This window comes from Aphanizomenon sp. UHCC 0183 (genome assembly GCF_009712065.1).
In the GTDB taxonomy this organism is placed as follows: Bacteria; Cyanobacteriota; Cyanobacteriia; order Cyanobacteriales; family Nostocaceae; genus Dolichospermum; species Dolichospermum heterosporum.
The window spans coordinates 9507-33885 of record NZ_VILC01000033.1; the positions used below are offsets into that span (position 1 = coordinate 9507).

The 24379-nt window shown below is 37.5% G+C and carries 26 protein-coding genes; 15 read left to right on the top strand and 11 right to left on the bottom strand.

From position 1 onward, the window contains the following. Positions 1-216 precede the first annotated feature (216 nt). From FJR37_RS13150 to FJR37_RS13160, 3 genes are all read left to right on the top strand, one after another. Complete coding sequence (locus FJR37_RS13150) at positions 217-609, top strand: type II toxin-antitoxin system VapC family toxin (protein ID WP_235335220.1); 393 nt, start codon at positions 217-219, stop codon at positions 607-609. Positions 610-693: 84 nt separating this feature from the next. Further along, the gene (locus FJR37_RS13155) at positions 694-861 is read left to right on the top strand and encodes a hypothetical protein (RefSeq protein WP_168466228.1); all 168 of its coding nucleotides are present in this window, start codon (positions 694-696) and stop codon (positions 859-861) included. Positions 862-1392: 531 nt separating this feature from the next. Further along, entirely contained in the window at positions 1393-1593 is a 201-nt protein-coding gene (locus tag FJR37_RS13160) for a hypothetical protein (RefSeq protein ID WP_168466229.1), read from the top strand. 196 nt (positions 1594-1789) lie between these two features. Here the strand turns inward: FJR37_RS13160 and FJR37_RS13170 are convergent, their stop codons facing one another. Together FJR37_RS13170 and FJR37_RS13175 are read right to left on the bottom strand one after the other, a co-directional pair. Continuing rightward, complete coding sequence (locus FJR37_RS13170) at positions 1790-2191, bottom strand: type II toxin-antitoxin system HigA family antitoxin (RefSeq protein WP_039203101.1); 402 nt, start codon at positions 2189-2191, stop codon at positions 1790-1792. A gap of 122 nt (positions 2192-2313) precedes the next feature. Continuing rightward, on the bottom strand, positions 2314-2601 hold the full coding sequence (locus tag FJR37_RS13175; RefSeq protein WP_039203103.1) for a type II toxin-antitoxin system HigB family toxin: 288 nt from the start codon (positions 2599-2601) through the stop codon (positions 2314-2316). A 285-nt stretch (positions 2602-2886) separates the two neighbouring features. On the opposite strand from FJR37_RS13175, the gene FJR37_RS13180 reads away from it, so the two are divergent. From FJR37_RS13180 to FJR37_RS13190, 3 genes are all read left to right on the top strand, one after another. Continuing rightward, entirely contained in the window at positions 2887-3114 is a 228-nt protein-coding gene (locus FJR37_RS13180; RefSeq protein WP_039203105.1) for a type II toxin-antitoxin system HicA family toxin, read from the top strand. Positions 3115-3116: 2 nt separating this feature from the next. Then, a complete protein-coding gene (locus FJR37_RS13185) occupies positions 3117-3338 on the top strand; it encodes a type II toxin-antitoxin system HicB family antitoxin (RefSeq protein ID WP_039203106.1) in 222 nt (73 codons plus the stop codon). A 166-nt stretch (positions 3339-3504) separates the two neighbouring features. Further along, positions 3505-5004 carry a family 10 glycosylhydrolase gene (locus FJR37_RS13190; RefSeq protein WP_039203108.1) on the top strand — a complete coding sequence of 500 codons (1500 nt, stop codon included), beginning with the start codon at positions 3505-3507 and terminating at the stop codon, positions 5002-5004. A gap of 12 nt (positions 5005-5016) precedes the next feature. Here the strand turns inward: FJR37_RS13190 and trxA are convergent, their stop codons facing one another. The 3 genes from trxA to patD all read right to left on the bottom strand — a co-directional run bounded on the left by trxA (position 5017) and on the right by patD (position 7660). Beyond that, a complete protein-coding gene (gene trxA, locus FJR37_RS13195) occupies positions 5017-5346 on the bottom strand; it encodes a thioredoxin (RefSeq protein ID WP_039203110.1) in 330 nt (109 codons plus the stop codon). Positions 5347-5649: 303 nt separating this feature from the next. Next, a complete protein-coding gene (locus tag FJR37_RS13200) occupies positions 5650-6897 on the bottom strand; it encodes a hypothetical protein (protein ID WP_168466230.1) in 1248 nt (415 codons plus the stop codon). Positions 6898-7303: 406 nt separating this feature from the next. Continuing rightward, complete coding sequence (gene patD, locus FJR37_RS13205; RefSeq protein ID WP_039203112.1) at positions 7304-7660, bottom strand: heterocyst frequency control protein PatD; 357 nt, start codon at positions 7658-7660, stop codon at positions 7304-7306. Between the two features lie 294 nt (positions 7661-7954). Here patD and FJR37_RS13210 point away from each other — a divergent pair, with 294 nt between their 5' ends. After that, entirely contained in the window at positions 7955-10228 is a 2274-nt protein-coding gene (locus FJR37_RS13210; RefSeq protein ID WP_053538616.1) for a bifunctional (p)ppGpp synthetase/guanosine-3',5'-bis(diphosphate) 3'-pyrophosphohydrolase, read from the top strand. Positions 10229-10318: 90 nt separating this feature from the next. Here FJR37_RS13210 and FJR37_RS13215 read toward each other — a convergent pair whose 3' ends face one another. Together FJR37_RS13215 and FJR37_RS13220 are read right to left on the bottom strand one after the other, a co-directional pair. Beyond that, complete coding sequence (locus tag FJR37_RS13215) at positions 10319-11677, bottom strand: cysteine desulfurase-like protein (protein WP_174763419.1); 1359 nt, start codon at positions 11675-11677, stop codon at positions 10319-10321. A 78-nt stretch (positions 11678-11755) separates the two neighbouring features. After that, positions 11756-12646 (bottom strand): DUF4922 domain-containing protein, encoded by an 891-nt coding sequence (locus FJR37_RS13220; protein WP_039203113.1) that lies wholly within the window; start codon positions 12644-12646, stop codon positions 11756-11758. Positions 12647-13404: 758 nt separating this feature from the next. Here FJR37_RS13220 and FJR37_RS13225 point away from each other — a divergent pair. Beyond that, positions 13405-14016, top strand: a complete 612-nt coding sequence (locus tag FJR37_RS13225) for a Uma2 family endonuclease (protein WP_168466231.1) — start codon at positions 13405-13407, stop codon at positions 14014-14016. A 56-nt stretch (positions 14017-14072) separates the two neighbouring features. On the opposite strand, the gene FJR37_RS13230 is transcribed toward FJR37_RS13225, so the two are convergent. After that, the gene (locus FJR37_RS13230; RefSeq protein WP_168466232.1) at positions 14073-14576 is read right to left on the bottom strand and encodes a pentapeptide repeat-containing protein; all 504 of its coding nucleotides are present in this window, start codon (positions 14574-14576) and stop codon (positions 14073-14075) included. Between the two features lie 14 nt (positions 14577-14590). Between FJR37_RS13230 and FJR37_RS13235 the strand changes: the two genes are divergently transcribed. Then, positions 14591-15031, top strand: coding sequence for a YraN family protein (locus tag FJR37_RS13235; protein WP_039203117.1), 441 nt, complete (start codon positions 14591-14593; stop codon positions 15029-15031). Positions 15032-15083: 52 nt separating this feature from the next. On the opposite strand, the gene FJR37_RS13240 is transcribed toward FJR37_RS13235, so the two are convergent. Then, a complete protein-coding gene (locus FJR37_RS13240) occupies positions 15084-15473 on the bottom strand; it encodes a hypothetical protein (protein ID WP_027402361.1) in 390 nt (129 codons plus the stop codon). Between the two features lie 338 nt (positions 15474-15811). Between FJR37_RS13240 and queA the strand changes: the two genes are divergently transcribed. Continuing rightward, positions 15812-16948: a tRNA preQ1(34) S-adenosylmethionine ribosyltransferase-isomerase QueA gene (queA, locus tag FJR37_RS13245; RefSeq protein WP_052149977.1), complete on the top strand. Its 1137-nt coding sequence runs from the start codon at positions 15812-15814 to the stop codon at positions 16946-16948. 278 nt (positions 16949-17226) lie between these two features. Next, entirely contained in the window at positions 17227-18291 is a 1065-nt protein-coding gene (locus tag FJR37_RS13250; RefSeq protein ID WP_235335223.1) for a tetratricopeptide repeat protein, read from the top strand. A 116-nt stretch (positions 18292-18407) separates the two neighbouring features. On the opposite strand, the gene FJR37_RS13255 is transcribed toward FJR37_RS13250, so the two are convergent. Further along, positions 18408-19103, bottom strand: a complete 696-nt coding sequence (locus FJR37_RS13255; RefSeq protein ID WP_039203118.1) for a TrkA family potassium uptake protein — start codon at positions 19101-19103, stop codon at positions 18408-18410. A gap of 63 nt (positions 19104-19166) precedes the next feature. Continuing rightward, complete coding sequence (locus FJR37_RS13260) at positions 19167-20522, bottom strand: TrkH family potassium uptake protein (protein ID WP_039203119.1); 1356 nt, start codon at positions 20520-20522, stop codon at positions 19167-19169. Positions 20523-20703: 181 nt separating this feature from the next. Between FJR37_RS13260 and FJR37_RS13265 the strand changes: the two genes are divergently transcribed. The 4 genes from FJR37_RS13265 to rpiA all read left to right on the top strand — a co-directional run bounded on the left by FJR37_RS13265 (position 20704) and on the right by rpiA (position 24122). Beyond that, complete coding sequence (locus tag FJR37_RS13265) at positions 20704-21546, top strand: methyltransferase domain-containing protein (protein ID WP_039203120.1); 843 nt, start codon at positions 20704-20706, stop codon at positions 21544-21546. Positions 21547-21711: 165 nt separating this feature from the next. Then, a complete protein-coding gene (locus FJR37_RS13270) occupies positions 21712-22653 on the top strand; it encodes a homogentisate phytyltransferase (protein ID WP_039203121.1) in 942 nt (313 codons plus the stop codon). 4 nt (positions 22654-22657) lie between these two features. Then, positions 22658-23116 (top strand): M48 family metallopeptidase, encoded by a 459-nt coding sequence (locus FJR37_RS13275; RefSeq protein ID WP_039203122.1) that lies wholly within the window; start codon positions 22658-22660, stop codon positions 23114-23116. 295 nt (positions 23117-23411) lie between these two features. Then, a complete protein-coding gene (gene rpiA, locus FJR37_RS13280) occupies positions 23412-24122 on the top strand; it encodes a ribose-5-phosphate isomerase RpiA (RefSeq protein ID WP_039203123.1) in 711 nt (236 codons plus the stop codon). Positions 24123-24379 lie beyond the last annotated feature (257 nt).

Below are 24379 nucleotides of genomic sequence, written 5' to 3' on the forward strand. Positions count from 1 at the left end.
CGCAATTTCAGAAAATGCAGATTAATTTTAAAAAACATCCTGTAAATCCTCAAATCCTGGACATCCTGATTCAGACAAAATGCAATTTCAGAAAATGTAGATGAATATTAAAAAAACATCCTGTAAATCCTCAAATCCTGTGCATCCTGATTCAGACAAAAAGGATTAACAGAATACAGTATAGTAAATTTACCAAAGTAATCGCATTGGAATAATATGACCAAAACAATATACATAGAAACAAGTATTATTGGTTATTTAACAGCAAGACCTAGTAAAAATTTGATAGTTGCTGCTAATGCAGAATTAACAAGAGACTGGTGGGACACTCAGCGAAACTCCTTTACTATTTACATTTCTCCACTGGTATTGCAAGAAGTAGCAAAAGGTGATGCAGAAATGGTGAATAAAAGACTAGAAGTTTTAAATAACTTTCCTTTACTTGATATCACAGAATCAGTACAAAATTTAGCACAGGAATTCCAAAAACAAAGTAATTTACCACCCAGTGCTGCTTATGATACTGTTCACATTGCTACAGCTACCGTCTATGGATTGGATTATCTGTTAACATGGAATTGTAAGCACATTGCTAACCCCTATATTTAGAAAAAACTCTCACAGATTGCTGATAGTTTAGAGTATGAATTGCCAACAATATGTACACCTTATGAAATGTTAGGAGAATAATTTATGTGGAATGATGAAGTTTTGGCAGAAATTCGCAAAATAAGAGATGAACAAGCTAAGTCATTTAATTATGATTTGGCTGCTATTTGTGCTGATTTAAGAAAACAACAAGCAACAAGTGGAAGAAAGATTATTTCTCTTCCATTGAAGAAAGTAGTTCTCTCACGCTAATTTTGTATGGTGCATTAATACAAGATGATGCACCTTTTTCTATTAATATTTAACTGTCTGATAGCGTAGCGTGGCGCAAGCCATATCAGGATATCCAGGATTAAAGGATTAAAGGATTAAAGGATTAACAGGATAATATTTGATATTGATATTGTGGGATATTAAAATTAGTGCGATTTTGTGAAAATCTAGATAAATGTTAAAAAACATCCTGTACATCCTCAAATCCTGGACATCCTGATTCAGACAAAATACAATTTCTGAAAATGTAGATAAATATTAAAAAACATCCTGTACATCCTCAAATCCTGGACATCCTGATTCAGACAAAATACAATTTTGTGAAAATTCTAGATAAATATTAAAAAACATCCTGTACATCCTCAAATCCTGGACATCCTGATTCAGACAAAATGCAATTTATGAAAATGTAGATAAATATTAAAAAAACATCCTGTACATCCTGATTCTGACAAAATGCGATTGTTTAAACTATAATAAAATATAACCATCATTCATCATCAAATTACTATGCTAAAAAGTTACGAAGCAATTTATGAAAATGGGCAATTAACATGGTTGTCAGAACAACCTCAAGTTAATTCTGCTCGTGTGATTATCACCATACTACAAGAAAACTTACCATCAAAAAAACGCCGTATTCCTCCTGCTTCCATTGCTGGTAAAGGTAAAACATTGGGTAATATTGTTAGTTCTATTGTCATATTTTAGCTTTACTCAATCAAGAAACTGGTAGCGAAGAAGTTTTAAAGTTTATTGGTAAAGCTGCAATTAGTACAGTGAATTTATCCGAAGTCATAGCAAAATTAGCAGATGCAGGAATCCCGGAATAAGATATTAGACAGATTCTTTCTAATCTCAATCTTGAAGTTATTGATTTTAATGAAAAGCTATTATCCCCATTTGCTTACAAAAACAAAGAATATGATACATGAAAAAAATCTCCCAATGCTTTGGCTTGATTTTTGCTAATACTTCTTTTACCATTTATTACTTCTGAAGTAATACCTTTTGAGCCAAAAATCTCGACAATATCCTTTTGTTTGAGTTGTCTTACTGACATTAACTCATGTAATATATCTAGGGGCGTTATAGCTTTCATTTGATAGACTTTATTTTCATATTGCTCAATTAGTGTTATTAGCAACTGTAAAACTTCAGCTTGTTCATCTGTTAAATTTTCCCCTAAATCCATAAATTTATCTACTTCATTTAGTAGACGCTTATGCTCTATTTCTGTGTCAATTATACGTGGCACAGTTTCAGAAAGTAGCTTAATGTATTCTTCCTTGTTTAGTGTAGTTGTCATATACAACCCCCTTTGGGGTAGAATGTTTTCACTAGGGACATAGTAAAGCCATATCCTAGATGTTTATGAGCTTCTGAGTAGTGTAATTAGACTATTGAGAAGCGAAATCCTCTAATTATTCCTTATTTTTTCCACTTATCTTCATTATATTCACTATGAGTTAATACATCCTCAATCTTAATGGTCTTGACTTTATAGGTAATTTTAGTAATTAACCGAAACTTATTTCCTCCTATATTAAAAACTGTGTACCCTTGTACAAAATCTGCGTGTGGATAAACTTCCCTTACATCTATAATGTGTTTCCATTCTTCCTTTTGAGCAGTTTGGAGCCAAACATTAAGACTAATTTCAGAATTTGGATGAATCTTAATAAATTCAGATAGGCCTTCGATACCAATTACTTTCATAATATATTATTGAGATTGAGTTTTTTAGTTTAAACATATCTGTTTTACCTTGTGTCCTTATTCGTGTAACTCTATGTTCTCATAAAGAGAACCAAATGTCAAGCCTCTGTACAGGAATTTTTGGAAATTCATTTCAATTAGGCGAAGTGTTGAAATTACCACCGCGTAAACGTTACGCTACTGCAAGCAGATTGCTCATCTTGTAGGGTGCGTTCTCCGAAAGTACAGCACCATTTTTTATTAATATTTAACTGTCTGATATGTTAAAATTTTTACTAGCAGAAAATGGTCAAAAAAGGTAAACTAATTGAAAAATTAAAAAATAGCCCCAACAATGTAAAGTTTAGTGATATTCATAAACTTTTAGAGTTAGAGGAATTTTTCTTAGATAGAATTACAGGTAGTCATCACATATTTATCAAAGATGAAACAATTTTAGTAATTCCAGTTCATAATAATCGGGTAAAATCAGTTTATGTTAAACGAGTATTAGAATTAATAGAAGGAGCGTAATCATGAATTATCCCATAGTTGTTTATCCCTGTGAAGAAGGCGGTTTTGTAGCAGAAATTCCCGCATTAAAAGGATGTTTAGCGCAGGGTGAAACTTTAGAAGAAACCTTACAAGAACTGATAACTGTGCGAAACTTGTGGTTAGAAACAGCCGAAAAAAATGGTCAAAAATTGCCAGATATTGAAGGTGCTATTGCAAGAGTGAAATCTCTAAGTAGCGTATAAATTTTAGAATCAGGATTTCCACTGATTAAAGGATTAACAGGATTGTATTTGAGTTTGATATTGTGGGATATTTGAATTAGCGCAATTTTGTGAAAATGTAGATGAATATAAAAAAACATCCTGTACATCCTCAAATCCTGGACAATCTTTTTTGTGGAGTTCTCTTATGTCTGATTTCAACTGGAAATTTTTAAGGATAGTTTTATCTTGGCAAGGTTTATTTACTGTAATTATTACTAATTGCTTATTGATTCTCAACCTAGCTACCAAACCAGCCATTGCTCAGAACGGAAAGGATTGTTGGGTATCATCAAAAGCAACTCAAGAAAAAGAAAACTTACGTTTATTGGCTTTTAAAGGCAATAAAGAGGCGGCAAGTCGCTATCAGAAATTACTCAAACAGCATACACAAGAATTAAAAACCTGTCGTAGTCAGACTTGGCCGCAAACTCAGGCTATTTGGTTGCGCCTGTATCCCTGTGATATCCAGTCGGGAGCAGTTGATCAAATTATGGATCGAATTGTCAACCAAGGCTATAACCAAATTTATTTAGAAGTATTTTATGATGGACAAGTGTTATTACCCGCCGCAACTAATTCTACAGTTTGGCCTGCTGTAGTTCGCCTTCCTGGTGCAGAAAAATTTGATTTATTAGCATTAGCAATTAAAAAAGGGCAACAACGGGGTTTAAAGGTTTATACTTGGATGTTTACGACTAACTTCGGTTACACCTATGCTCAACGTGCAGATAGACAAAATGCGATCGCTCGTAATGGCAAAAATCAAACCAGCTTATCCGTAGTAGAAGATAGTTCCCAAGTCTTCATTGATCCCTACAACACCCAAGCAAAAACCGATTACTACCGCATGGTGCAACAGGTTATCCGCCGTCGTCCAGATGGTATTCTCTTCGATTATGTTCGTTATCCTCGTCAGACCGGCATTGACTCCATTGCTACCAAAGTTCATGACCTCTGGCTATTTACTCCAGCCACCCAAGAAGTCCTATTTAGTCGCGCCAAAAATGCCAAAGGATTAGAATTAATTCGTCGTTTTTTAACCAAAGGATATGTCAGCGCTGGCGACATAGCAGAAATTGATAAACGCTATCCTCAAGAAGATGAACCCATGTGGGAAGGGCGTATTCCCCCCAAAAAGCAGAAATCCTTACCTTCTCCAGCAGAAAAACAGCGGGTTTTGCAATTGGATTTGTGGTTACTCTCCGTTGCTCATGCTATGCAAGGTATCTTAGATTTTGTAACTTTAGCAAGTTACCCAGCCAAACAAAAAGGTATTCCCGCGGGAGCGGTATTTTTTCCCGAAGGTAATCAAGCTTTAGGACAGGGGTATGATTCCCGCTTGCAACCTTGGGATAAGTTCCCCAGTACCCTAGAATGGCATCCCATGTCCTATGCAAATTGCGGGAATGCTAGTTGCATTGTGGCGCAAGTTCAACAAGTTTTAAAAATGGCGCAACCAGGTACAAAAGTGATTCCGGCTTTAGCTGGGAAATGGGGAGAATCAATTAGCAATCGTCCTCCTTTAGAAGTACAAATGCAAGCCCTCCGCCAATTATCTCCTCAAATTAAGGGTGTCAGCCATTTTGCTTATTCTTGGCAACATCCTGAACATGACGGTGAACGGAAAGCTTGCAATATTCGGTGAAAAATGCTGTAGCTAGGAATCAACATACCTATCTAATGTAGTAGCTAATGTAGTTTTAGGAACAGCACCAACAACTGTTTTAATTTGTCGTCCCCCCTTAAATATCATCAAAGTAGGAATACTGCGAATCCCATAATGACTAGCAACAGTAGGATTTTGATCAGCATTTAACTTTACCACTTTTAGCTGTCCCTCATATTCCGCAGCCACTTCTTCCACTACAGGAGACAGCATTTTACAAGGACCGCACCAAGGGGCCCAAAAATCAACTAAAACAGGAGTTTGACTTTCTAGCACTTCTTGCTTAAATGTAGCTTCAGTGACATTGGTAATAGATGACATAAATTGTTTGCCTAGATTTCAATCAATAACTTAATAATATCGAATAAATGAGGAGAGCAGGAAAACCAAATTATCTGCGTTTATCTGCGTCTATTTTCTGCCATCTGCGGTTAATTATTGCCCATTATACCTCACTTGCATCGAAATTTTTATATAGGAATAATATTTGATTTATGAAAAGATACGTAGGGTGCGTCAGACCGCATAAATTCTCTCAATAAACAGATTTGTAATATCTGACGCACCCTACAATACCTAATTTTTTTCAAAAATCAAATATGAGTTCTATACTTTCTTAAAGTGTTAATTTACCTCTAAATTAGGGGAATTTTGATCAGCACCGCAATGATGACAATAAGGTAATTCTTTATAGGTTAAATTATGACAACTATGGCATTCGACATATTGATAGTAACCGCAGTGGGGACAGTGGCTATCTTGAGGACGAATTTTTTTAGCACACCGAATACAGCGGGATTTTTGAATTCTGTTAGCTGCTTGAATTCTATGATTAAAGACAACGGTTTGGAAGAATTTAATCATGCCAAAACCAACTAAGGGAATTAGCAAAATATAAACATAACTAATTAGGAAAACTAGCCCACCAAACAGAAAACTAATAATATCAAACAAGAATTTAAATATTACACCAATTTGCAGAAATTCAAATATTTTTAGAACTAGAGGAATGAGAAATATAACTAGCAAATGCCAGCTAATTAATCCTATTAATCCATATCCTTTCCGTTGACTAAAATTATTAACTAATAATGCAATCAGAATTAGTGGAATTAAAAAGATAGCTTGAAGAACTAATTGAATGCTAGGATACCAAAAGGAAGCATCTTTATAGTCTTTAGCAACTTGATTAAATTTAGTTTCATCTTTGATAAAAGACAATAAATTAACACTTTCGGGTTTTGTCAGCAGTTGATTTTGCAGATTAGCAATTTCCTGTTTTAAGTTGGCAATTTTCTGACTATTTTGTCTTAATTCCTGTTTAGCTTTTTCGGCACGAACCTGATTAATGGAATTACCTGAAGACTGTCCAGCAATTTTTTCTAATAAGGTTGAATCATATTGCTGACGAATGGTAGCATTTGCTTGTTCAAGACGACTAATTTTATCTTGAGTCTGATTTATCGTGGTGATAATTTTCTGATTTTGAGGATTATTCAGTTTATCTTTAGATTCACCATAGTTCAAACAGATTTCGGAAACTTTACCCAAATGTCCAATTTCTGCATCTTGATATCTTTGCTGAATTTTTTGCTCATTGCTACCGTAAGGTAATGAACTTCTCAAAAATTCATAATCTTTATTTTTGCTAGTTTGGGTTTTATAATTATTCCATTCAGAATAACATGGATAAGCTTGAGTTGGGCTAAGATGCCATTCACTAATATTATTTAAACCCGTAAAGACATTAATTAAAATAAAAATATCAACTAAAATAATGACAACTAAACTCACTTTATTTAGTGGTTCGTTGTTTACTGTCCGAGAGTTATTAAAAAACCGATTTGAAAGCCGACGGATTCTGGTAAACATATAAACAGGATTCAGAATAGTTACAACTGAAATTAATTTACCATTTTCCTATGACTTTAGTGGTTTTTTTGTTAAGTTTTATATACTTATTAAGTAGTTAGTTCTATTTTTTATGAGTAAGTTAAATATTTTTTCTCACGCAGAGGCGCAGAGACGCAGAGGAAGAGAGAAGGAGATCAGAAAATGAAACCGACGGATTTAGATCCCTGACTTATTTGAATGATCTTCATTATTTACAAAAAATTTAATTAAGAAGTCGGGGATCTTTCGTACCTGGCTTAGAGGGTGCATTTCCCCGGTTGATGTAGGCATTGGCATAATTTCATTATTCCCCATCAAGAGGCAAAAATTCCATCTCTCAAACTCTTCCTCTCTGCGCCTCTGCGTCTCTGCGTGAAAAAAATTCCTACTTTGATTCCTGCGATTTCATAGGCTGGGTAATAGCTTGACAATATCTAATTAAAGTATCAATACGCTCCTCAATAGTTTTCAACCTAGCTTGCAATGTCGTTAATTGCTTTGCTCCTTGGAGAAACATCATATCTACTTCCAATAGTCGCAACTGCTTACTTATTTCGGTTTTATAGGATTGTTCTCGTGAATTAGCATCAACCAAAGGAACAATTTGCTGGCTAAAAAACGCCTGTAACTTGGCTAAATGCGGACGTAACTCCCCCGCACTGAGTTTACCTGCTGTTACATTAGTCCGAAACTCATCTAGAAATGTTGCCAATTCCTGATATTTATCACAATTAAAAGACATCTGTTGCTAGTTAAGATAGTATTAATGTCAAGAAAATTTTCTGATCCAACAAAACTTTCCATTGTTCATGTTCAAAATCACAAGTCTCAAATCTTATTTTGAGGCTTGGTTTACCGTCAATAGGTTTTTATGATTATGTTTGAAAGAAACCTACAATGGATGATGACCACAGGCAGTTAGGACATCATCTCTCCAACCTTGTCTCTAAACTTTCAGTTAACAGCATCTACTTATAGAAATGCTGTCATTTTTGCTTATCTCTTACACCTATCCACAAATTACCTTTTTTATTTTATGAGTAGTGTAGCCGTCAAACCTCCTGTTGATGTTGTTCTCCCAGACTGGCTTAACAAATGTTTAATCGCACCTCCAGCGCCAATACTTACAGAGGAGGAAGACCGAACGTATAACGGTAATGCCTTAATTTGTCGGGCTTTTCAGTTTGCATACCAACTACATGGGGGACAAATTCGCAAGTCGGGAGAACCTTATATTGCCCATCCGGTTGCTGTAGCGGAAATACTCCGTGAATTAGGTGGTAGTCCGGCTATGATAGCAGCCGGATTACTTCATGATGTAGTTGAAGATACAGAAGTTACAAGTGAAGATATAGAAGCACGGTTTGGTCCAGAAGTCAGGCTATTGGTAGAAGGTGTTACCAAGCTGTCGAAAATTAATTTTACTAGCAAAACCGAAAGTCAGGCGGAAAATTTCCGGCGAATGTTTTTGGCTATGGCGCAAGATATTCGTGTCATTGTGGTGAAACTGGCAGACCGTTTGCATAATATGCGGACTCTCCAATATATGTCAGAAGCTAGTCGTCAACGCAGCGCCCAGGAAACGCGAGATATTTTTGCACCTTTGGCGAATCGCTTAGGGATTTGGCAAATTAAGTGGGAATTAGAGGATTTAGCATTTAAATATTTAGAACCAGAGGCTTATCGAGAAACTCAGAAATGTGTCGCGGAAAAACGCACGGCAAGGGAAGAAAAGTTACTCAAAGCTACGGATACTTTACGCCGTCGGTTACTCAAGGCGGGGATTAATTGTTTAGAAATTAGTGGTCGTCCTAAACACCTTTATAGCATTTATCAAAAAATGCAAAGGCAGCAAAAGGAATTTCATGAAATTTACGACTTGGCGGCGCTGCGAATTATTGTCCAAAGTAATGAAGAATGCTATCGCGCTTTAGCTGTTGTTCATGATTCTTTTCGTCCTATCCCTGGTAGGTTCAAGGACTACATTGGATTGCCAAAGCCAAACCATTATCAGTCTTTGCATACGGGGGTAATTGGCTTGACTGGTCGCCCGCTGGAGGTGCAAATTCGGACTTTGGAAATGCACCATATTGCGGAGTACGGAATTGCTGCCCATTGGAAGTATAAAGAAACTGGGGGTTCTGAGAATACTTCCGTCACAGGCTCTGATGAAAAGTTTACTTGGTTGCGCCAGTTGCTAGATTGGCAAAGTGATTTAAAAGATGCTCAGGAATACTTAGATAGTGTTAAGGATAATCTATTTGAAGATGATGTTTATGTCTTCACCCCAAAGGGGGATGTTGTTCCTTTAAGTCCTGGTTCTACAAGTATTGATTTTGCTTATCGGATTCATACGGAAGTGGGAAACCACTGTGCGGGAGCGCGGGTTAATGGTCGCATTGTGCCTTTGTCAACACGCTTGCATAATGGCGATATTGTGGACATTATTACTCAAAAGAATAGTCATCCTAGTTTGGATTGGTTAAATTTTGTTAGCACTTCAGCAGCGAAGTATCGAATTAAACAGTGGTACAAGCGATCGCGCCGGGAAGAAAATATCGCCAGAGGACGGGATTTATTAGAGAAGGAATTGGGGAAAACTGGTTTTGAGAATTTGCTCAAATCAGATGCTATGCACACTGTCGCCGAAAAATGTAATTATCACAGTGTGGAAGATTTACTTGCCGGTTTGGGTTATGGGGAAATTACCTCGAATTTAGCGCTGAACCGTTGGCGAGAAGTTGTGAAAGCTAGACAACCGGTAAGTGATGTTGTCCCATTTATCCCCAAAGAACCAACGCCAAAATCCTCACGGGATACCCCACTAATTACTTCCCGTGCTAGTGATTCCCCGATTATTGGTATGGAGGGTTTGGTTCATCATATTGCTGGCTGTTGTAACCCCATTCCCGGTGAAGCAATTGTGGGTGTAGTCACACGAGGAAGAGGAATTTCTATCCACCGCCAAGGCTGTCATAATGTAGATCCTATTGAGTGTGAGCGGTTAGTACCAGTGCGCTGGAATTTGGCTATGGAAAACCGCAGCCGTCCCCATACTTATCCGGTTAATGTGCAAATTGAGGCTATGGACAGGGTGGGAGTATTGAAAGATGTATTGTCACGCTTGAGTGATCAGGGTATTAATGTTCGTCATGCTCAAGTGAAAACTTGTTTGGGACAACCTGCGTTGATGGATTTGGGAATTGATGTCCGCGATTGTTCTCAGTTGGAACATTTATTTGTGCAACTCAAAAAAATGAGTGATATTCTCAATATTCGCCGTGTTTGTGAGACTGAGGACTGCGGTTAGTGGGGTGTTACAGCTATTTTCATTATCTCACGCAAAGGCGCAAAGGCGCAAAGGAAGAAAATATATGAAAATGGCTGTGATTTAAGGTTGTTACGCGATTTCATTGAGGGTTTGCAGAAGTTGATCTATTTCTGCGGATGTGTTGTAATGGGCTAGTCCGATTCGTAATAAGCCACCTGATGTTTCTACGTCTAATTTTTCGGTGAGGTTGGTTGCATAGAAGTTTCCGTACCAGGCGAATATTCCTTGTTCTCCTAATATTTTGGCTATGGTTGCTGGTGTTTTTCCTGTCATGCGAATGGATACTGTTGGTGTGCGCCATGTAAATTGGCTGGGTTCGGTAATTCCATAGAGGGTTAAACCAGGGATTTTTAATAATCCTGAAATCAATTTTTTGCTTAATTCTCTTTCGTATTGTTGAATGGCTGACATTGCTGATAATAATGCGGCTCGACGACTATGATAGGCTGATGCTAATTTGTGGTTTGGTTGGGCTATTTCGGTTAGGAATCGAGGACAATGGAAGGTGGTTAAGCCTTCTCTATCGGCTTCTATTAAGGAGGAAAGTAATTCGTTATCTAAGGTTGGGGAAACATGACAACCTAATTTTGCTAAATAATTAATTGCTGCTACTAATCCTGCTAAACCTTCATGATTTAATGTTCCTGTTTCCCATCTGGAAGGGACTTCTTCTGATGCGGGTTTAACTTTATAAGGGGAAAATCTGGTTAAATGTTCTTTTTTTCCGTAAAGAATTCCTAGATGGGGAGCGAAGAATTTGTAGGCGGAACAGGCGAGAAAATCACAGTCTAAATGATGAACATTTATTGGTGCATGGGGGGCGTAATGGACGGCATCAACATATACTAAAGCTCCGAAACTATGGGCAATTTTAACTATTTTAGCAATATCGTTAATTGTCCCGACGGCGTTGGAAGCGTAAGTTACTGCTACTAGTTTGGTGCGGGAATTTATCTTTTTTTCTAAATCGTTTAAATCTAAAGTACAGTCGGCAATATTAATATTAACTGTCCGAATAATCACACCTTTTTCTTCTAAAGCAGACCAGGGAGAAATGTTGGCTGCATGGTCTAAGTCTGTAACAATTATTTCATCACCGGGTTGGAGTTCTCTACCGATAGCGCGACTCATTGAGAAGGTGAGGGTGGTCATATTTGCGCCAAATACTACTTCATCATGATCGCATCCAAGGAAATCAGTGATCGCCGACCTGGCAGAAATAATCAAGGCATCGGTTCGCATACTAGTAGTAAAAGCACCGTGAGCATTAGCATTTGACCTGACTAAATAATCACTAATTGCGTCTAATACTCCACCGGGTACTTGTGTGCCACCAGGTCCATCAAAGAAAATTGCTGGTTTTCCGTTGATTGTTTGTGTGAGTGCGGGAAACTGGGAACGAATCCATTTTATATCTAGAGATTCCATGATTTTTCCTCTTTTTGATGATTTTTGTTTCGCGCAAAGAAAGGGAGAAATATATTAATTTATATTGTAGTCTAAGATTCAATGTTGTTGTAGAGGAAAAGCAACATGATTTAAAAGGTTAATAGGGCTAATATTTTTTAATAGTTGCACTTGTTGTTGATTTTTGACTAACAACGTCCCTGCAAACCCCAATGAGTTCACAGAAATTGATTCAAATTCTTCAAATTTTCGGGGAACAATTAACATCCATTCTCGTGTCATTAAAAGATTATATGCTCCTGATTGGATATTATTTTCTAGGGGTTTAATTCCCAAGGTTTGTAGTAATGTATGATATTTTTTGAAGGTTATTTCGGCACTTTCTCCTAAGTTAATATTAGTGAGAGCGTGTACAAAGGTAAATTCTGGGATAGTTCCCAGGGAATTATCTAATTTTGCAGCTTTTACAAGTGGTGAAATGGGAATATCCGTTTCTGCAAAAGGGACAATTTGTAAATGTTTATGTGGTTGACTCGCACCGGCAAGTTTACCACCGTTATAAAATACTAACCCAGCAAATTCTGCTAAACAAGCCCACATAGCTGTAAAATCTTCTAGGGTAAGTAGGCTTTCCTGTGGTTCAAAAGCGCGGGTAATTATCAAAAAGTGATAATCAACAACATTGAATTTATTTAAAATACAAACGTGAGTAGGGGAGATATCCGCCACAAATAAAGCTTCTTCATAAGGTAAAAAAGGATTAAATTCTTTACCAGTTTTAGCAGTTTTTTGATTTTGTTTTTCTTGATCAGCTTTTTTGCGATTGATATTTTCTAAAATTCTGACAACAAACTTGATTCCATCTTGTTCAAAAATTTTCACCTCTGTGGGAATAGATTTTAAAGCTCCAGATTTTAAAGCGAGTTCGGTGGTTTTTTTGAGACTTGTCCATAATGTACCGGGTTTAAGTCGGATTTCCTGCTGGTGCATATTTTATAGGAGATAACTAACAATTTCATATCATAACTTGGTTACATAAAATCAATAATTTCGGCTCTACCTTTCGCTTTATGTAAACATTTATTGTACCTTGGGTTGACGCAAGTAAACCCAAAAACTCTTACTATCTTAAAGCCAATGTTGGGTTATGCCTTCGGCTCCCGTAAGGGATACACTTCATTCAACCCAACCTACAAAAATTAAATTAATATTCTTTTCCATAAGAGGTTGTTTTAAAAGTGGTATCCTGTAGTTTTCATCACATTATTATCCACCTTTCCCTTGTAAAGGGTAAAGGGGGGTAACAATAAAAATCTAGTTCCCTCCCCTTTATAAGGGGAGGGTTAGGGAGGGGTAAAATATTTGATACAGCAATCATGACTTTTCAAACACCCTCTAAGGGGGTAACTGTTCACACTCCCCCCTATCTTTAACGAGAGATCAAGGGTTTCGATAATTTTAGAGGGGGGGAGTGAATAACTACCTAAGGGGAGTATTAGAACCAAAAATCCTTGTAATATCAGATTTCTATATATAGGACTCCTATTTGATTTTTGATAGCTTGCGTGGCGTAGCCATACAAGACTCAGTAGGTATCAATTCTGTCTTTTCTGTTCCCAGTTAAGAGTTCCCTGTTCCCTGACCACACAAGTAAATATGGCTAACGCCACGCTTCGCTATCAGGAATCAAACCGGATTCCTATAGTATAATTAAAATCAGCAAATTATCACCATTCAAGAGGTGAATCATGGTTCAAACCTTAACCAAATCAGTCAGCTTTGAGGAGTTTATCCAATCCTATCCAGAAACAGGATCACGTTATGAATTGCACAATGGAGAAATTGTAGAAATGAACCCACCAGTAGGAGATCATGAGGAAATTATCGGATTTTTATTGGAAGAAATAGTTACAGAATATAAAAAACTTAAACTTCCTTATTTTATCCCCAAAACAGCTTTAATTAAAACACCTAATAGTTTATCAGCTTATGCACCTGATTTATTATTGCTGAATAGAAATAACTTACCTAATGAACCTTTATGGAAAAAAGAATCAACTATTACTCAAGCCGCTTCAGTTCCTTTAGTAATAGAAATTGTTAGTAGTAATTGGCAAACAGATTATACTCATAAAACCAACGATTATGAATCAATGGGTATTCCTGAATATTGGATAGTTGATTATGGTGCTTTCGGTGGTAAAAGATTTATTGGTAATCCTAAACAACCAACTATTTCTATTTATTCTTTAGTTGATGATGAATACATAGTTAATCAATTTAGAGGTGATGATTTAATTATATCGCCATTATTTCCAGAACTCAAATTAACACTTTCACAAATTTTACAAAATATATAAATACTGTAAGCGTCAGATCCCCGAATTCTCAAAGAAGTCGGGGATCTGATCTGAATCTAAGAACAATATAAGGTATCTCTTGTCTCTCTTCCTGTCACGGGATTAGTACCTTTTGCCAACTTACATAGTTTCTTTTGTTCATCTTGACGCAGTAGTACATTGGTAAAATCTGCACCCTCGATTATAGCACCATCAAATTTGGCACCAGCTGCAAATGCTCCTTCTAAAACGGCGTTGGTTAAATCGGCTCTAATTAACCGCGCTGAATCAAGTGTAGCATTAGTTAGGTCTGCTCCCTGTAAATTTGCTGATTCTAGATTGGCGGCGAAAAAACTAACACCTCTTAAATTAGAGTGACTAAAATTACTGTAGCGAAGATTTGCTTTAGTAAAACTAGAATCTGTTAAATCACGTCCAGAAAAATCAGCACTGATAAGAATTTCTTTGTTATATTCCAGTGCTACAGCAGAAGGGACAAAAGCTGCTAAGACTGTGGTGGAAATCATCACCCAAAGTAATAAACTGAGTATACTTATCCAATTGGGATGCTTAGTATTCATGGTATTGTTAATTAATGGCTAATCCTTCTCCATTTAATTATGCAGATATTGGTAACATAGGTGAAGACCTAGTAGCCAAATGGTTACAATCTACAGGTTGGGAAGTTTTGCAGCGGCGCTTTTGTTGTCGTTGGGGAGAAATTGATATTATTGCCCAATATCAAGACACAATGCTGGCGTTTGTTGAAGTGAAAACCCGGAGTTCTGGTAATTGGGATGAAGGGGGAAAAAATGCCATTACTCCCCAAAAACAAGCAAAAATCTGGCGGACTGCGGAAATATTTTTAGCTGAATATCCACAAAAAGCTGATTATGCTTGTCGCTTTGATGTGGCACTTGTTCATTACCAATTACAAAGTAAAAAGACTATTGGCGAAGAATTTTTAGAGCGTTTATCTATAGCTGGATATGAATTTAAGCTGCTTCAATATATTGAGGCAGCCTTTGAACAGTAATAATCATGATTGCAAAATTATTTTTACGTTGTGACACTTAATTTAGCATTGTTTAAGCGAGTGTTTCTGGACAATACCCTAAACCTCGAACAAACTGTTGTCTAAATGCTTCAATTTCTTCTCTTTCCGGGCTACCATGAGAAACAACTGCTACTTGGTAACGACGCATTACGTCTATGGGTGTTTGTCCAGATTCCAAACTCCAAAACGCCATTTGGACTCTCATTGGTGGCTGATAGCTAATTCCCAATTCACTCAAGAAAGCTCGAAAATCACCATCTTGTTGATCTGAGACTGTTTCTTTGAGTTTAATTCTGACTACCCAACCATTAATTTGATGAATCACGCTCACAAAGGAAACGGGAAGTTGTGGTCTACCATGTAAGTATTGAACGATTCTCAGGGTGAGTGTGGCATTGCCTAGATAGTACAAGTATTCCATCATAGTGTTATGGGATTCAATTTAGTTCTACCTATCTATCTTCGTTAATGGGGTGGAGTTCCCGGTAGGGTAAAAGCACCCGTTATTCTATGGGGAGATTTACCCAATAATTCAGGAGTCAGGAGGTAGGGGCGCAGGGCCTGCGCCCAGTCAGAATGTAGGGGCGCAAGGCCTGCGCCCAGTCAAAAGGTAGAGGCGCAGGGTCTGCGCCCAGTCAGGAGTCAGAATGAAGAAGATGGAAAGAAAAGGCAGTAAAGGTGATGTATAGCGGTTACAGTAAGTTTTGTAGCTCATTTAAGTGCATACTATTATAACAATTTAACAATTACTTGATTAATATGAAGCGACAAATAATACAAGATAAAGCGAAAACACAAAATGTTAATTTAGATTGTTCGTTGTCTAGTTATGACTACGAACTTCCACCAGGACTAATCGCCCAAAACCCTGCTGTTCCTAGAGATAGTTCTAAGTTATTGGTGGTAAATTCTCCCGAAACTGCTAAAACTATACCACCTCTACATCACATTTTCCGTGATCTATCGGAATTGCTGAAACCGGGTGATTTATTGATTATGAATAATACAAAGGTAATTCCCGCTCGGTTATATGGCTGTAAGGATACAGGTGCGGGGGTGGAGGTGTTGCTGTTGGAGGAACGAGGGCATAATTGCTGGTTGGCTTTGGTGAAGCCTGGAAAGCGCTTTAAGGTGGGTAGTGAGATTATTTTTACAGCGGGAGGAGATGGGAATAAACAGGAATTGAGGGCGACAGTTGTTGAGTCAGATCCAGAAACTGGGGGGCGATTATTACAGTTTGATTTGCCCCCAGCAGTTCCTTTAGTGCAGGTGTTAGGGAAGTTTGGACAGATTCCCCTACCTCCTTATATTACGGCTTCTACTGCGGCTGATGAACAGTATCAGACGGTGTATGCGGCTGAACAGGGAGCGATCGCTGCCCCAACAGCAGGATTACATTTTACACCAGAATTACTAGAAAAACTGCGTAATTGTGGCATTAATCAAGCCTTTATTACCCTTCATGTTGGTATCGGTACTTTCCGCCCAGTGGAAGTAGAAGATGTCACTACCCACGCCATGCACGAAGAATGGATTGAAGTTCCTGCTGATACCGTTGAGCAAATTCGGGCTACTCAGGCTGCTGGGGGACGAATTATTGCGGTAGGGACAACAGCGGTAAGAGCTTTGGAAGGTGCGGCGCAATCTGGGGATTTACAGCCCTTTGTCGGGAAGACAAATTTGTTTATTTATCCGGGCTATAAATGGCAGGTTGTGGAGGGGTTAATCACCAATTTTCATTTACCCCGTTCTAGTTTATTGATGCTCGTTAGTGCTTTAATTGGTAGAAAAAGATTATTGGATCTTTACCAGCAAGCAATTAGTTCTGAATACCGCTTCTACTCTTTCGGTGATGCTATGTTGATCTTACCAGAAGGGAAAAGTATTCAATTATGAATTTTTGATGAAGTGATGGATAATCTAATTTAGATAAGTAGGTAGGCGTTAAAAAATATAAGATAGACCTAACCTCCCAGCCCCCTTCCCTACCAGGAAATGGGGAGTCAAAGCCTCTCCCCTGCAAGGGAAGAGGTTTGGGGAGAGGTCTTAATATTTAATTATGCCCAGTTACTTAGATTAGATTCAGTATAACTAAAGGGTAGTGAGTCATGTATCGAAAATGCCATAAATATCCGTCTTTTAACATAGCTAAGGCTACATACAAGCAAGTGTTAATGAGTATCCTTTCTACTTCTTCTGCATTTTTAATCTTGACTTTACCTGCAATTATTAATTCTCCCAACAGTCAGGTATCAGCAGCAGAAGTTGTTTCCCAAGATTTAGAAGCAGCTATATCTTTTCAACAGGGAGTGACATTTTATAATCGTCAAGACTATCAAGGTTCGGAAATGGCTTTTCGTAAAGCCTTAGAGCGAGATCCTAATATTGGTGCAGCCCGAAATTATTTAGGTAATATTCTTTTACAACAAAATCGCTTAGATCTAGCTATCCAAGAATTTGGAGAAGCCATTAGATTAAATCCCAATTTGGGATCAGCTTATTATAATTTGGGTGTAGCTTTACAAAAACAGGGACAAAAAGAAGCCGCTATTACAGCTTATCGTCAAGCCTTAGTGGTAACTCCCACATTGGCTGATGCTCATTATAATTTGGGGGTTTTATTCTATGAACAAGATCAGCGTCAAGATGCTATTTCTGCTTATGAACAAGCAATTAATTTAGATAGAAATCATGAAAATGCTTATTTCAACTTAGCAATTGTTCAACAACAAGAAGGCCAAGTAGAATCGGCGATTTCCGCCTATCGGGAAGTTTTAAAAATAGATCCTGAAAATTCTGTAGCTTACAATAATTTGGGTAGTCTTTTAGTAAATCAAGGTAAAATTGCCGAAGCAATTAATATTTATAAAGAAGCAATTCTGCAAAATCCTAAAAACACCTCTGCTCACTATAATTTAGGAGTAGCTTTATATAATCAAGGTGTTTTTAAGGAATCCGCTCAAGCATTAAGACGCGCTCGTCAACAGTACGTAACCGCAGGAAATACTGAGCAAGTTGCCAAAACTGAACAAATCATCCAGCAAATTGCCCAAATTTTAGCACCCAAAAAATCGCCTGTAAATCAACCCGGTAGCGCAACGGCAGTTACTACTCCACCAGTTGAACAAGCGCCCGCAAATCTTCCCCCGGTTGAAGACTTACCTGCAAATACTTCGACAACTGAGAAAACTACTTTACCGAATTCGACACCAAATAAACAAATCACAAATCCAAAATAATTTGTCATTAGTCATTTGTCATTAGTCATTTGTCATTAGTCATTTGTCATTTGTCATTGAAAAATTATTATTCCCTGTTCCCTGTTCCCTGTTCCCTATTCCCTATTCCCTATTCCCTATATTGGTAAACGATTAATATCTTTATTACAACCAATTACTACCATTGCAGAACCTTTTTCTAAACGTTTAGTTGGTTCGGGATTAATGATAAATTTACCATCATTACTTACAGCCAACATATTTAAACCGTAGCGGTTACGCAGTTGCAGTTCAGCAATAGTTTTCCCATGAAATTCATCAGGGACAATTAACTCCACAATACTGTTATCTGGGTCAAGATCAAATCTTTCTAAAATTCCCGGTTTAGTGAGTGTTCTTGCTAAAGCACAACCAGCTTCATATTCAGGAAATACTACATGATCTGCGCCCACTCGTTGTAATAATTTGCGGTGAACTTCACTAGAGGCTTTTGCAACTACGTGAGGTACACCACCTTCTTTCACATTTAAGGTAGTAATAATACTTTCCTGAACGTAGTTACCAATAGCGACAATAACGGTATCAAATTCAAAAATTCCGGCTTCTTTTAGGGCTGCTGATTCAGTTGAATCGAGTTGCAAAGCATGACCAACTATTTCTTCATTCAATGCTTCGGAAACCCGTTTTTCATCAACATCTGTAGCTAATACTTGATAACCTAAATTATGCAATGTTGAACAAACAGAACGACCAAAACGACCTAATCCAATTACAGCAAATTGGTGGTTATCTTTACGTAAACTGCGAAGAAATTTTAAGGATGAAAGGTTCATGATTTGTCAGTTGTTAGTTGTCAGTTGTCAGTTGTTAGTTGTTAGTTGTTCGCTAAATCCTAATTATCCAACAAGGAGATTTTCTTCGGGATAGTGAATTCTGCTAGGACGAGGATCACCTAAGATAGATGACATTAATAATAAAATACCAACGCGACCAATATACATTGTGAGAATTAAAATTAATTTGGCTGCGGTAGAAACAGTAGCGGTAATTCCTGTGGAAAGTCCGACTGTACCAAAGGCTGATACTACTTCAAAAAGAATTTGAATAAAAGCCAATGTGGGGTCAGTAATACTAATTAAAACCGTTGCAACAATCACTGTTGCTAGTGAACCAAACACTACCCCCACAGCTTTTAAAATTAAAGAAATGGCAATTTTACGATTATATAACAATACCTGTTCTTTGCCTTGGAGAATTGCCTTTGTACAACTGGTCAGAACTCGTAAAGTAGTGGTTTTTATTCCTCCTCCTGTACCTCCAGGACTTGCACCAATAAACATCAGTGCAATCATAATAAATAATCCAGCATTAGTCATTTTCCCAATGTCAATGCTATTAAAACCAGCGGTTCTGGTGCTGACTGACTGAAACCAAGCGGCTAATATTTTATCAGATAAACTTAATTGTCCAAAGACGCTATCGTTTCTGATTTCTATAAAGAAAATTGCAATTGTTCCTAGCACTAATAATATTAAAGTTGTGCTAGTCGCAACTTTGAAATCTAGAGAAAATATTAAACAACTTGTTTTTTTAATGAGGCGATTCCCTTGGTAAGTAAAGCTATCTCGCAACCAAAGATACATATCCAAAATCACTTGATAACCAATACCTCCAAAGATAATTAAACAGCCAATTGTGATAATCACTAAAGGAGAAGATTGATAACCAATTAAATTATCTTTAAATAAACTAAATCCCGCATTGTTCCAAGCACTGACACTGTGAAAAATTGCTAACCAAGTTCCTTCTTGCCAACCTTTTTCGGGAACAAAGACTAACATTAATAAAAATACTCCCGTGAGTTCAAATAATAAAGTGGTCGCAATAATAGAACGGATAATTTGTGTGCTACCACTCATACCCGGACGGTCTAAAGCTTGTTGAATTGCTACTTTTTGTCGCAGGTCAAATTTTCTGCCAATTAATAACATTAAAAATGTGGTAGTTGTCATATAACCCAAACCACCAATTTGTGCTAATAGGGCAATAAATAATTGTCCTAAAAAGGAAAATTCAGTACCAGTATCCACTACGGCTAAACCTGTGACGCAAACCGCCGAAGTTGAAGTAAAGAGGGCAACAATGGGGTCATTCCAATTACCATTACCAGTAGAGAAAGGCATTGTCAAGAGAATTGCTCCCAAGAGAATGACAGCGACGAATCCCAAACAAATTGTCCGCGCAACAGTCATAAGTAATTAACCATGAAAAATAAATAAACTTTGTGCCGTTAGGCTATTTTGATATCTTCGCAAGGTAGAATTAATGAGTTATTCCCAGGCAGAAAAATATCCCTATCTAATTAGAAACATAGATGGTAGCCTATGAATAAGTTTTTTTTCAATTTCCTGTCATCTTTTTATTACTAAATTAATGAGTCAAATACTTTACAAACAAATTCAGGAATTTTACGATGCTTCTTCCAGTCTGTGGGAACAGATTTGGGGGGAACATATGCACCATGGTTATTATGGTGTAGATGGTAAACAGGTGAAAGAACGCCGTCAGGCACAAATTGATTTAATTGAAGAATTGTTAAAATGGGCTGATGTTAAGGGTGCGGAAAATATTCTTGATGTTGGCTGTGGGATTGGTGGTAGTTCTTTATACTTGGCTGAGAAGTTTGGGGCAAATGCTACGGGAATTACACTGAGTCCTGTACAAGCTGCTAGGGCTACTGAAAGGTCTTTGGCAATGAATTTGAGTCAAAAAACTAGATTCATGGTTGCCAATGCTCAGGAAATGCCTTTTGAGGATAATTCTTTTGATTTGGTCTGGTCACTGGAAAGCGGTGAACATATGCCAGATAAAACTAAGTTTTTGCAAGAGTGCTATCGCGTATTAAAGCCCGGTGGGACTTTGATTATGGTGACATGGTGTCATCGAAATACGGATAAGTCACCACTGACAGCAGATGAACAAAAGCACTTGGAGGATATTTACCGAGTCTATTGTTTGCCTTATGTTATTTCTTTAGCGGAGTATGAAGCGATCGCTTGGCAGTTACCATTGAATCATATTCGCACGGCTGATTGGTCAACCGCTGTTGCTCCTTTTTGGAATGTTGTCATTGATTCGGCATTTACACCCCAAGCATTTATCGGTTTATTAATGGCTGGTTGGACTACAATTCAGGGGGCATTATCTTTAGGTTTAATGCGTCGAGGTTATGAAACTGGATTGGTTCGGTTTGGATTATTACGCGGGACAAAATAAGTCCAATTCTGTTTAAAGATGTACTCAATTTAAGGATAAACGAACCACAGAGGCACAGAGGACACAGAGAAGAAAAAGATAAGGTTAGGAAATTCGGCGCAGTTTCATAAAGAAATGGTATAAGTTCAATTCCTTTAGGTGCTTACGAACAAAAAAGAGCAAAAAATGAATCAATTTTATAAACAAAGTTCTGCTATTTTTCCAGGAAGTTGGTTTTATTCTTTTTGGAAGTTTTCCCGTCCCCATACAATTATGGGAACAACTTTGAGTGTCTTGGGTTTATATTTAATTACCCTGGGTGTCACTTCAACAAATTTTTCTAGTTTGCATATTAGTCAGATTTTAGCAACATGGGTTGCTTGCATAAGTGGCAATATTTATATTGTTGGTTTGAATCAATTAGAAGATATTGACATTGATAAAATCAATAAACCTGATTTACCTCTAGCATCGGGGGAATTTACCAGAGGACAAGGACAATTAATTGTTATTATTGCTGGTATTGTCGCCTTAGCTTTAGCATGGCTAACTGGACCGTTTTTAATGAGCATGGTGACAATAAGTTTAGCAATTGGTACGGCTTATTCTTTACCACCAATTCGGTTAAAACAGTTTCCTTTTTGGGCTGCTTTGTGTATTTTTTCGGTGCGGGGAACAATTGTTAATTTAGGTTTGTTTCTGCATTTTAGTTGGGTATTGCAAAGAAGCCAAGGGATTCCGGGTGCAGTTTGGGCTTTAACTGTGTTTATCTTGGTATTTACATTTGCGATCGCTATCTTCAAAGATATTCCTGATATGGAAGGAGATAGATTTTACAATATCACAACTTTCACCCTCCAACTCGGACAACAAAAAGTATTTAATCTTGCACTTTGGGTATTAACAATCTGTTATCTCGGCATGATTTTAGTAGCGTTATTCCATCTTGCGGAAGTCAACACTATCTTCATCTTAATCACTCACACAGTAGCTTTAATTGTGATGTGGTGGCAAGGTGCAGGAGTTGATTTACAAGATAAACAAGCCATTACTAATTTCTATCAATTTATCTGGAAATTGTTTTTCATTGAATACCTAATTTTTCCCGTCTCTTGTTTATTAGCTTAATCTCATGTTAGAAACATTTCCTACTGCCAATATTATCGCCATTTCTGTAGTTATTTTTGGTCTTAGTATTCTTGGTTATTTGAGTATCAAAACATTGATTACTTCTAATTTATTTCAAAAAGGCATCAATTTTTATCAAGCCAAAGATTTTGAAAATGCCGAAATAGTTTTGAGAAAGGTTATTGCCATCAACTCTACCAATGATATGGTACGTTTGTTATTAGGAGATATTTTAAATCAGAAAGGACAAATTGCCGAAGCAAAAGCATTATTCTGTGAAGTAATTGATAGCAGTCCTAAAAATCCCGATGCTTATTTACGTTTAGCAAATATTCTCATGCAGGAACAACAGGAAGTAGAAGCTAAAGCTAATTTACTTCAAGCGAAAGAATTATTGCAGAAACAGCGTCAACCAGAAAGGGCGAAAAAGGTCAGCCTTTTGTTAGATAAAATGTCTAAGTAGGTGAACACAATAAAACCAAACTGTGTAAAGAAATGTAAAATCGCCTAAACCCTCTTCACTCTTGCCTCTTGCCTCTTGCCTTTTGCCTTGCCATAACGACAATTTTCAACGCCAACCTACTTAAACTGTGATTTTTTAACAACAAGATCCCCGACTTCTTAAAGAAGTCGGGGATCTGACTTATCTCCCCGTGTTTGCCCTTATACTTGTATTTGAAGAAATAGGCAGTAGGAAGAAATCCGGGTGTTCTGGTAAGATGAGTGAACCGTTTAATTGATTTTTCAGGAGTTAAAGAATGTCCATACCAGCAGATCCAGTGAAATTGATGAAGCAAGAAGTTGGCAAAGCAGCCGCCAATTTGGTAAAATCCGGTTCCATAGTTGGTTTGGGGACAGGTTCAACCACAGCTTACACCATTCAATATTTAGGAGAACGCCTCAAATCAGGTGAACTCAAAGATATTGTCGGTATCCCCACCTCATTTCAATCAGAAGTATTAGCAAAAGAGTATGGCGTTCCTCTCACCACTTTAGACGCTGTAGACCATATTGATATCGCTATAGACGGGGCAGATGAAGTAGATCCCCATAAAAACTTGATTAAGGGCGGTGGTGCTGCACATACCCGCGAAAAAGTTGTAGATTACCTAGCAAAGCAATTTATTGTTGTCGTTGATGGTGGTAAATTAGTAGCCCGCTTAGGTTCTAGTTTCGCTGTACCAGTTGAAGTTATCCCTATGGCTATTACCCCCGTTACAAATGCCATTAAAGCACTTGGTGGTAAGCCAGAACTACGCATGGGTGTGAGAAAAGCAGGACCTGTAATCACTGACCAAGGTAACATGGTTTTAGATGTCACCTTCGATAGCATTGATGACCCTGTAAACTTGGAAAAAACACTGAATAATATCCCCGGTGTTCTGGAAAATGGCATTTTCGTCAATTGTGCAGATGTCGTTCTTGTAGGTGAAGTTATTGATGGTAAACCTGTAGTTAGACAACTTTAGCTTAAACAGTAGAAGCCTCTCACCTCCCTATCGGGTAGGTGATGAGAAATAAATTATCCTGATTAACGAACCACGGAGGCGCAGAGGACACAGAGGAATAAGGGTTTGAGAGATTTTTGCGTTAGGTGGTTTATCGGTTGTCAAGAAATTGCTTCCTTTCACTCGCAATGACAACTCATGCAGCACAGGTTTATTAGAGATTTCCAATCAAAAAAAATATCCCAAAATTTCTTGTGGTGCGGGACGAATTGCCCGCT

What these genes read in the sequence shown, in the direction of transcription:
- FJR37_RS13150 (WP_235335220.1), top strand. Translation starts at nt 217, where the DNA reads ATGACCAAAACAATATACATAGAAACAAGTATTATTGGTTATTTAACA.
- FJR37_RS13155 (WP_168466228.1), top strand. Translation starts at nt 694, where the DNA reads ATGTGGAATGATGAAGTTTTGGCAGAAATTCGCAAAATAAGAGATGAA.
- FJR37_RS13160 (WP_168466229.1), top strand. Translation starts at nt 1,393, where the DNA reads ATGCTAAAAAGTTACGAAGCAATTTATGAAAATGGGCAATTAACATGG.
- FJR37_RS13170 (WP_039203101.1), bottom strand. Translation starts at nt 2,191, where the DNA reads ATGACAACTACACTAAACAAGGAAGAATACATTAAGCTACTTTCTGAA.
- FJR37_RS13175 (WP_039203103.1), bottom strand. Translation starts at nt 2,601, where the DNA reads ATGAAAGTAATTGGTATCGAAGGCCTATCTGAATTTATTAAGATTCAT.
- FJR37_RS13180 (WP_039203105.1), top strand. Translation starts at nt 2,887, where the DNA reads ATGGTCAAAAAAGGTAAACTAATTGAAAAATTAAAAAATAGCCCCAAC.
- FJR37_RS13185 (WP_039203106.1), top strand. Translation starts at nt 3,117, where the DNA reads ATGAATTATCCCATAGTTGTTTATCCCTGTGAAGAAGGCGGTTTTGTA.
- FJR37_RS13190 (WP_039203108.1), top strand. Translation starts at nt 3,505, where the DNA reads ATGTCTGATTTCAACTGGAAATTTTTAAGGATAGTTTTATCTTGGCAA.
- trxA (WP_039203110.1), bottom strand. Translation starts at nt 5,346, where the DNA reads ATGTCATCTATTACCAATGTCACTGAAGCTACATTTAAGCAAGAAGTG.
- FJR37_RS13200 (WP_168466230.1), bottom strand. Translation starts at nt 6,897, where the DNA reads ATGTTTACCAGAATCCGTCGGCTTTCAAATCGGTTTTTTAATAACTCT.
- patD (WP_039203112.1), bottom strand. Translation starts at nt 7,660, where the DNA reads ATGTCTTTTAATTGTGATAAATATCAGGAATTGGCAACATTTCTAGAT.
- FJR37_RS13210 (WP_053538616.1), top strand. Translation starts at nt 7,955, where the DNA reads ATGAGTAGTGTAGCCGTCAAACCTCCTGTTGATGTTGTTCTCCCAGAC.
- FJR37_RS13215 (WP_174763419.1), bottom strand. Translation starts at nt 11,677, where the DNA reads ATGGAATCTCTAGATATAAAATGGATTCGTTCCCAGTTTCCCGCACTC.
- FJR37_RS13220 (WP_039203113.1), bottom strand. Translation starts at nt 12,646, where the DNA reads ATGCACCAGCAGGAAATCCGACTTAAACCCGGTACATTATGGACAAGT.
- FJR37_RS13225 (WP_168466231.1), top strand. Translation starts at nt 13,405, where the DNA reads ATGGTTCAAACCTTAACCAAATCAGTCAGCTTTGAGGAGTTTATCCAA.
- FJR37_RS13230 (WP_168466232.1), bottom strand. Translation starts at nt 14,576, where the DNA reads ATGAATACTAAGCATCCCAATTGGATAAGTATACTCAGTTTATTACTT.
- FJR37_RS13235 (WP_039203117.1), top strand. Translation starts at nt 14,591, where the DNA reads ATGGCTAATCCTTCTCCATTTAATTATGCAGATATTGGTAACATAGGT.
- FJR37_RS13240 (WP_027402361.1), bottom strand. Translation starts at nt 15,473, where the DNA reads ATGGAATACTTGTACTATCTAGGCAATGCCACACTCACCCTGAGAATC.
- queA (WP_052149977.1), top strand. Translation starts at nt 15,812, where the DNA reads ATGAAGCGACAAATAATACAAGATAAAGCGAAAACACAAAATGTTAAT.
- FJR37_RS13250 (WP_235335223.1), top strand. Translation starts at nt 17,227, where the DNA reads ATGAGTATCCTTTCTACTTCTTCTGCATTTTTAATCTTGACTTTACCT.
- FJR37_RS13255 (WP_039203118.1), bottom strand. Translation starts at nt 19,103, where the DNA reads ATGAACCTTTCATCCTTAAAATTTCTTCGCAGTTTACGTAAAGATAAC.
- FJR37_RS13260 (WP_039203119.1), bottom strand. Translation starts at nt 20,522, where the DNA reads ATGACTGTTGCGCGGACAATTTGTTTGGGATTCGTCGCTGTCATTCTC.
- FJR37_RS13265 (WP_039203120.1), top strand. Translation starts at nt 20,704, where the DNA reads ATGAGTCAAATACTTTACAAACAAATTCAGGAATTTTACGATGCTTCT.
- FJR37_RS13270 (WP_039203121.1), top strand. Translation starts at nt 21,712, where the DNA reads ATGAATCAATTTTATAAACAAAGTTCTGCTATTTTTCCAGGAAGTTGG.
- FJR37_RS13275 (WP_039203122.1), top strand. Translation starts at nt 22,658, where the DNA reads ATGTTAGAAACATTTCCTACTGCCAATATTATCGCCATTTCTGTAGTT.
- rpiA (WP_039203123.1), top strand. Translation starts at nt 23,412, where the DNA reads ATGTCCATACCAGCAGATCCAGTGAAATTGATGAAGCAAGAAGTTGGC.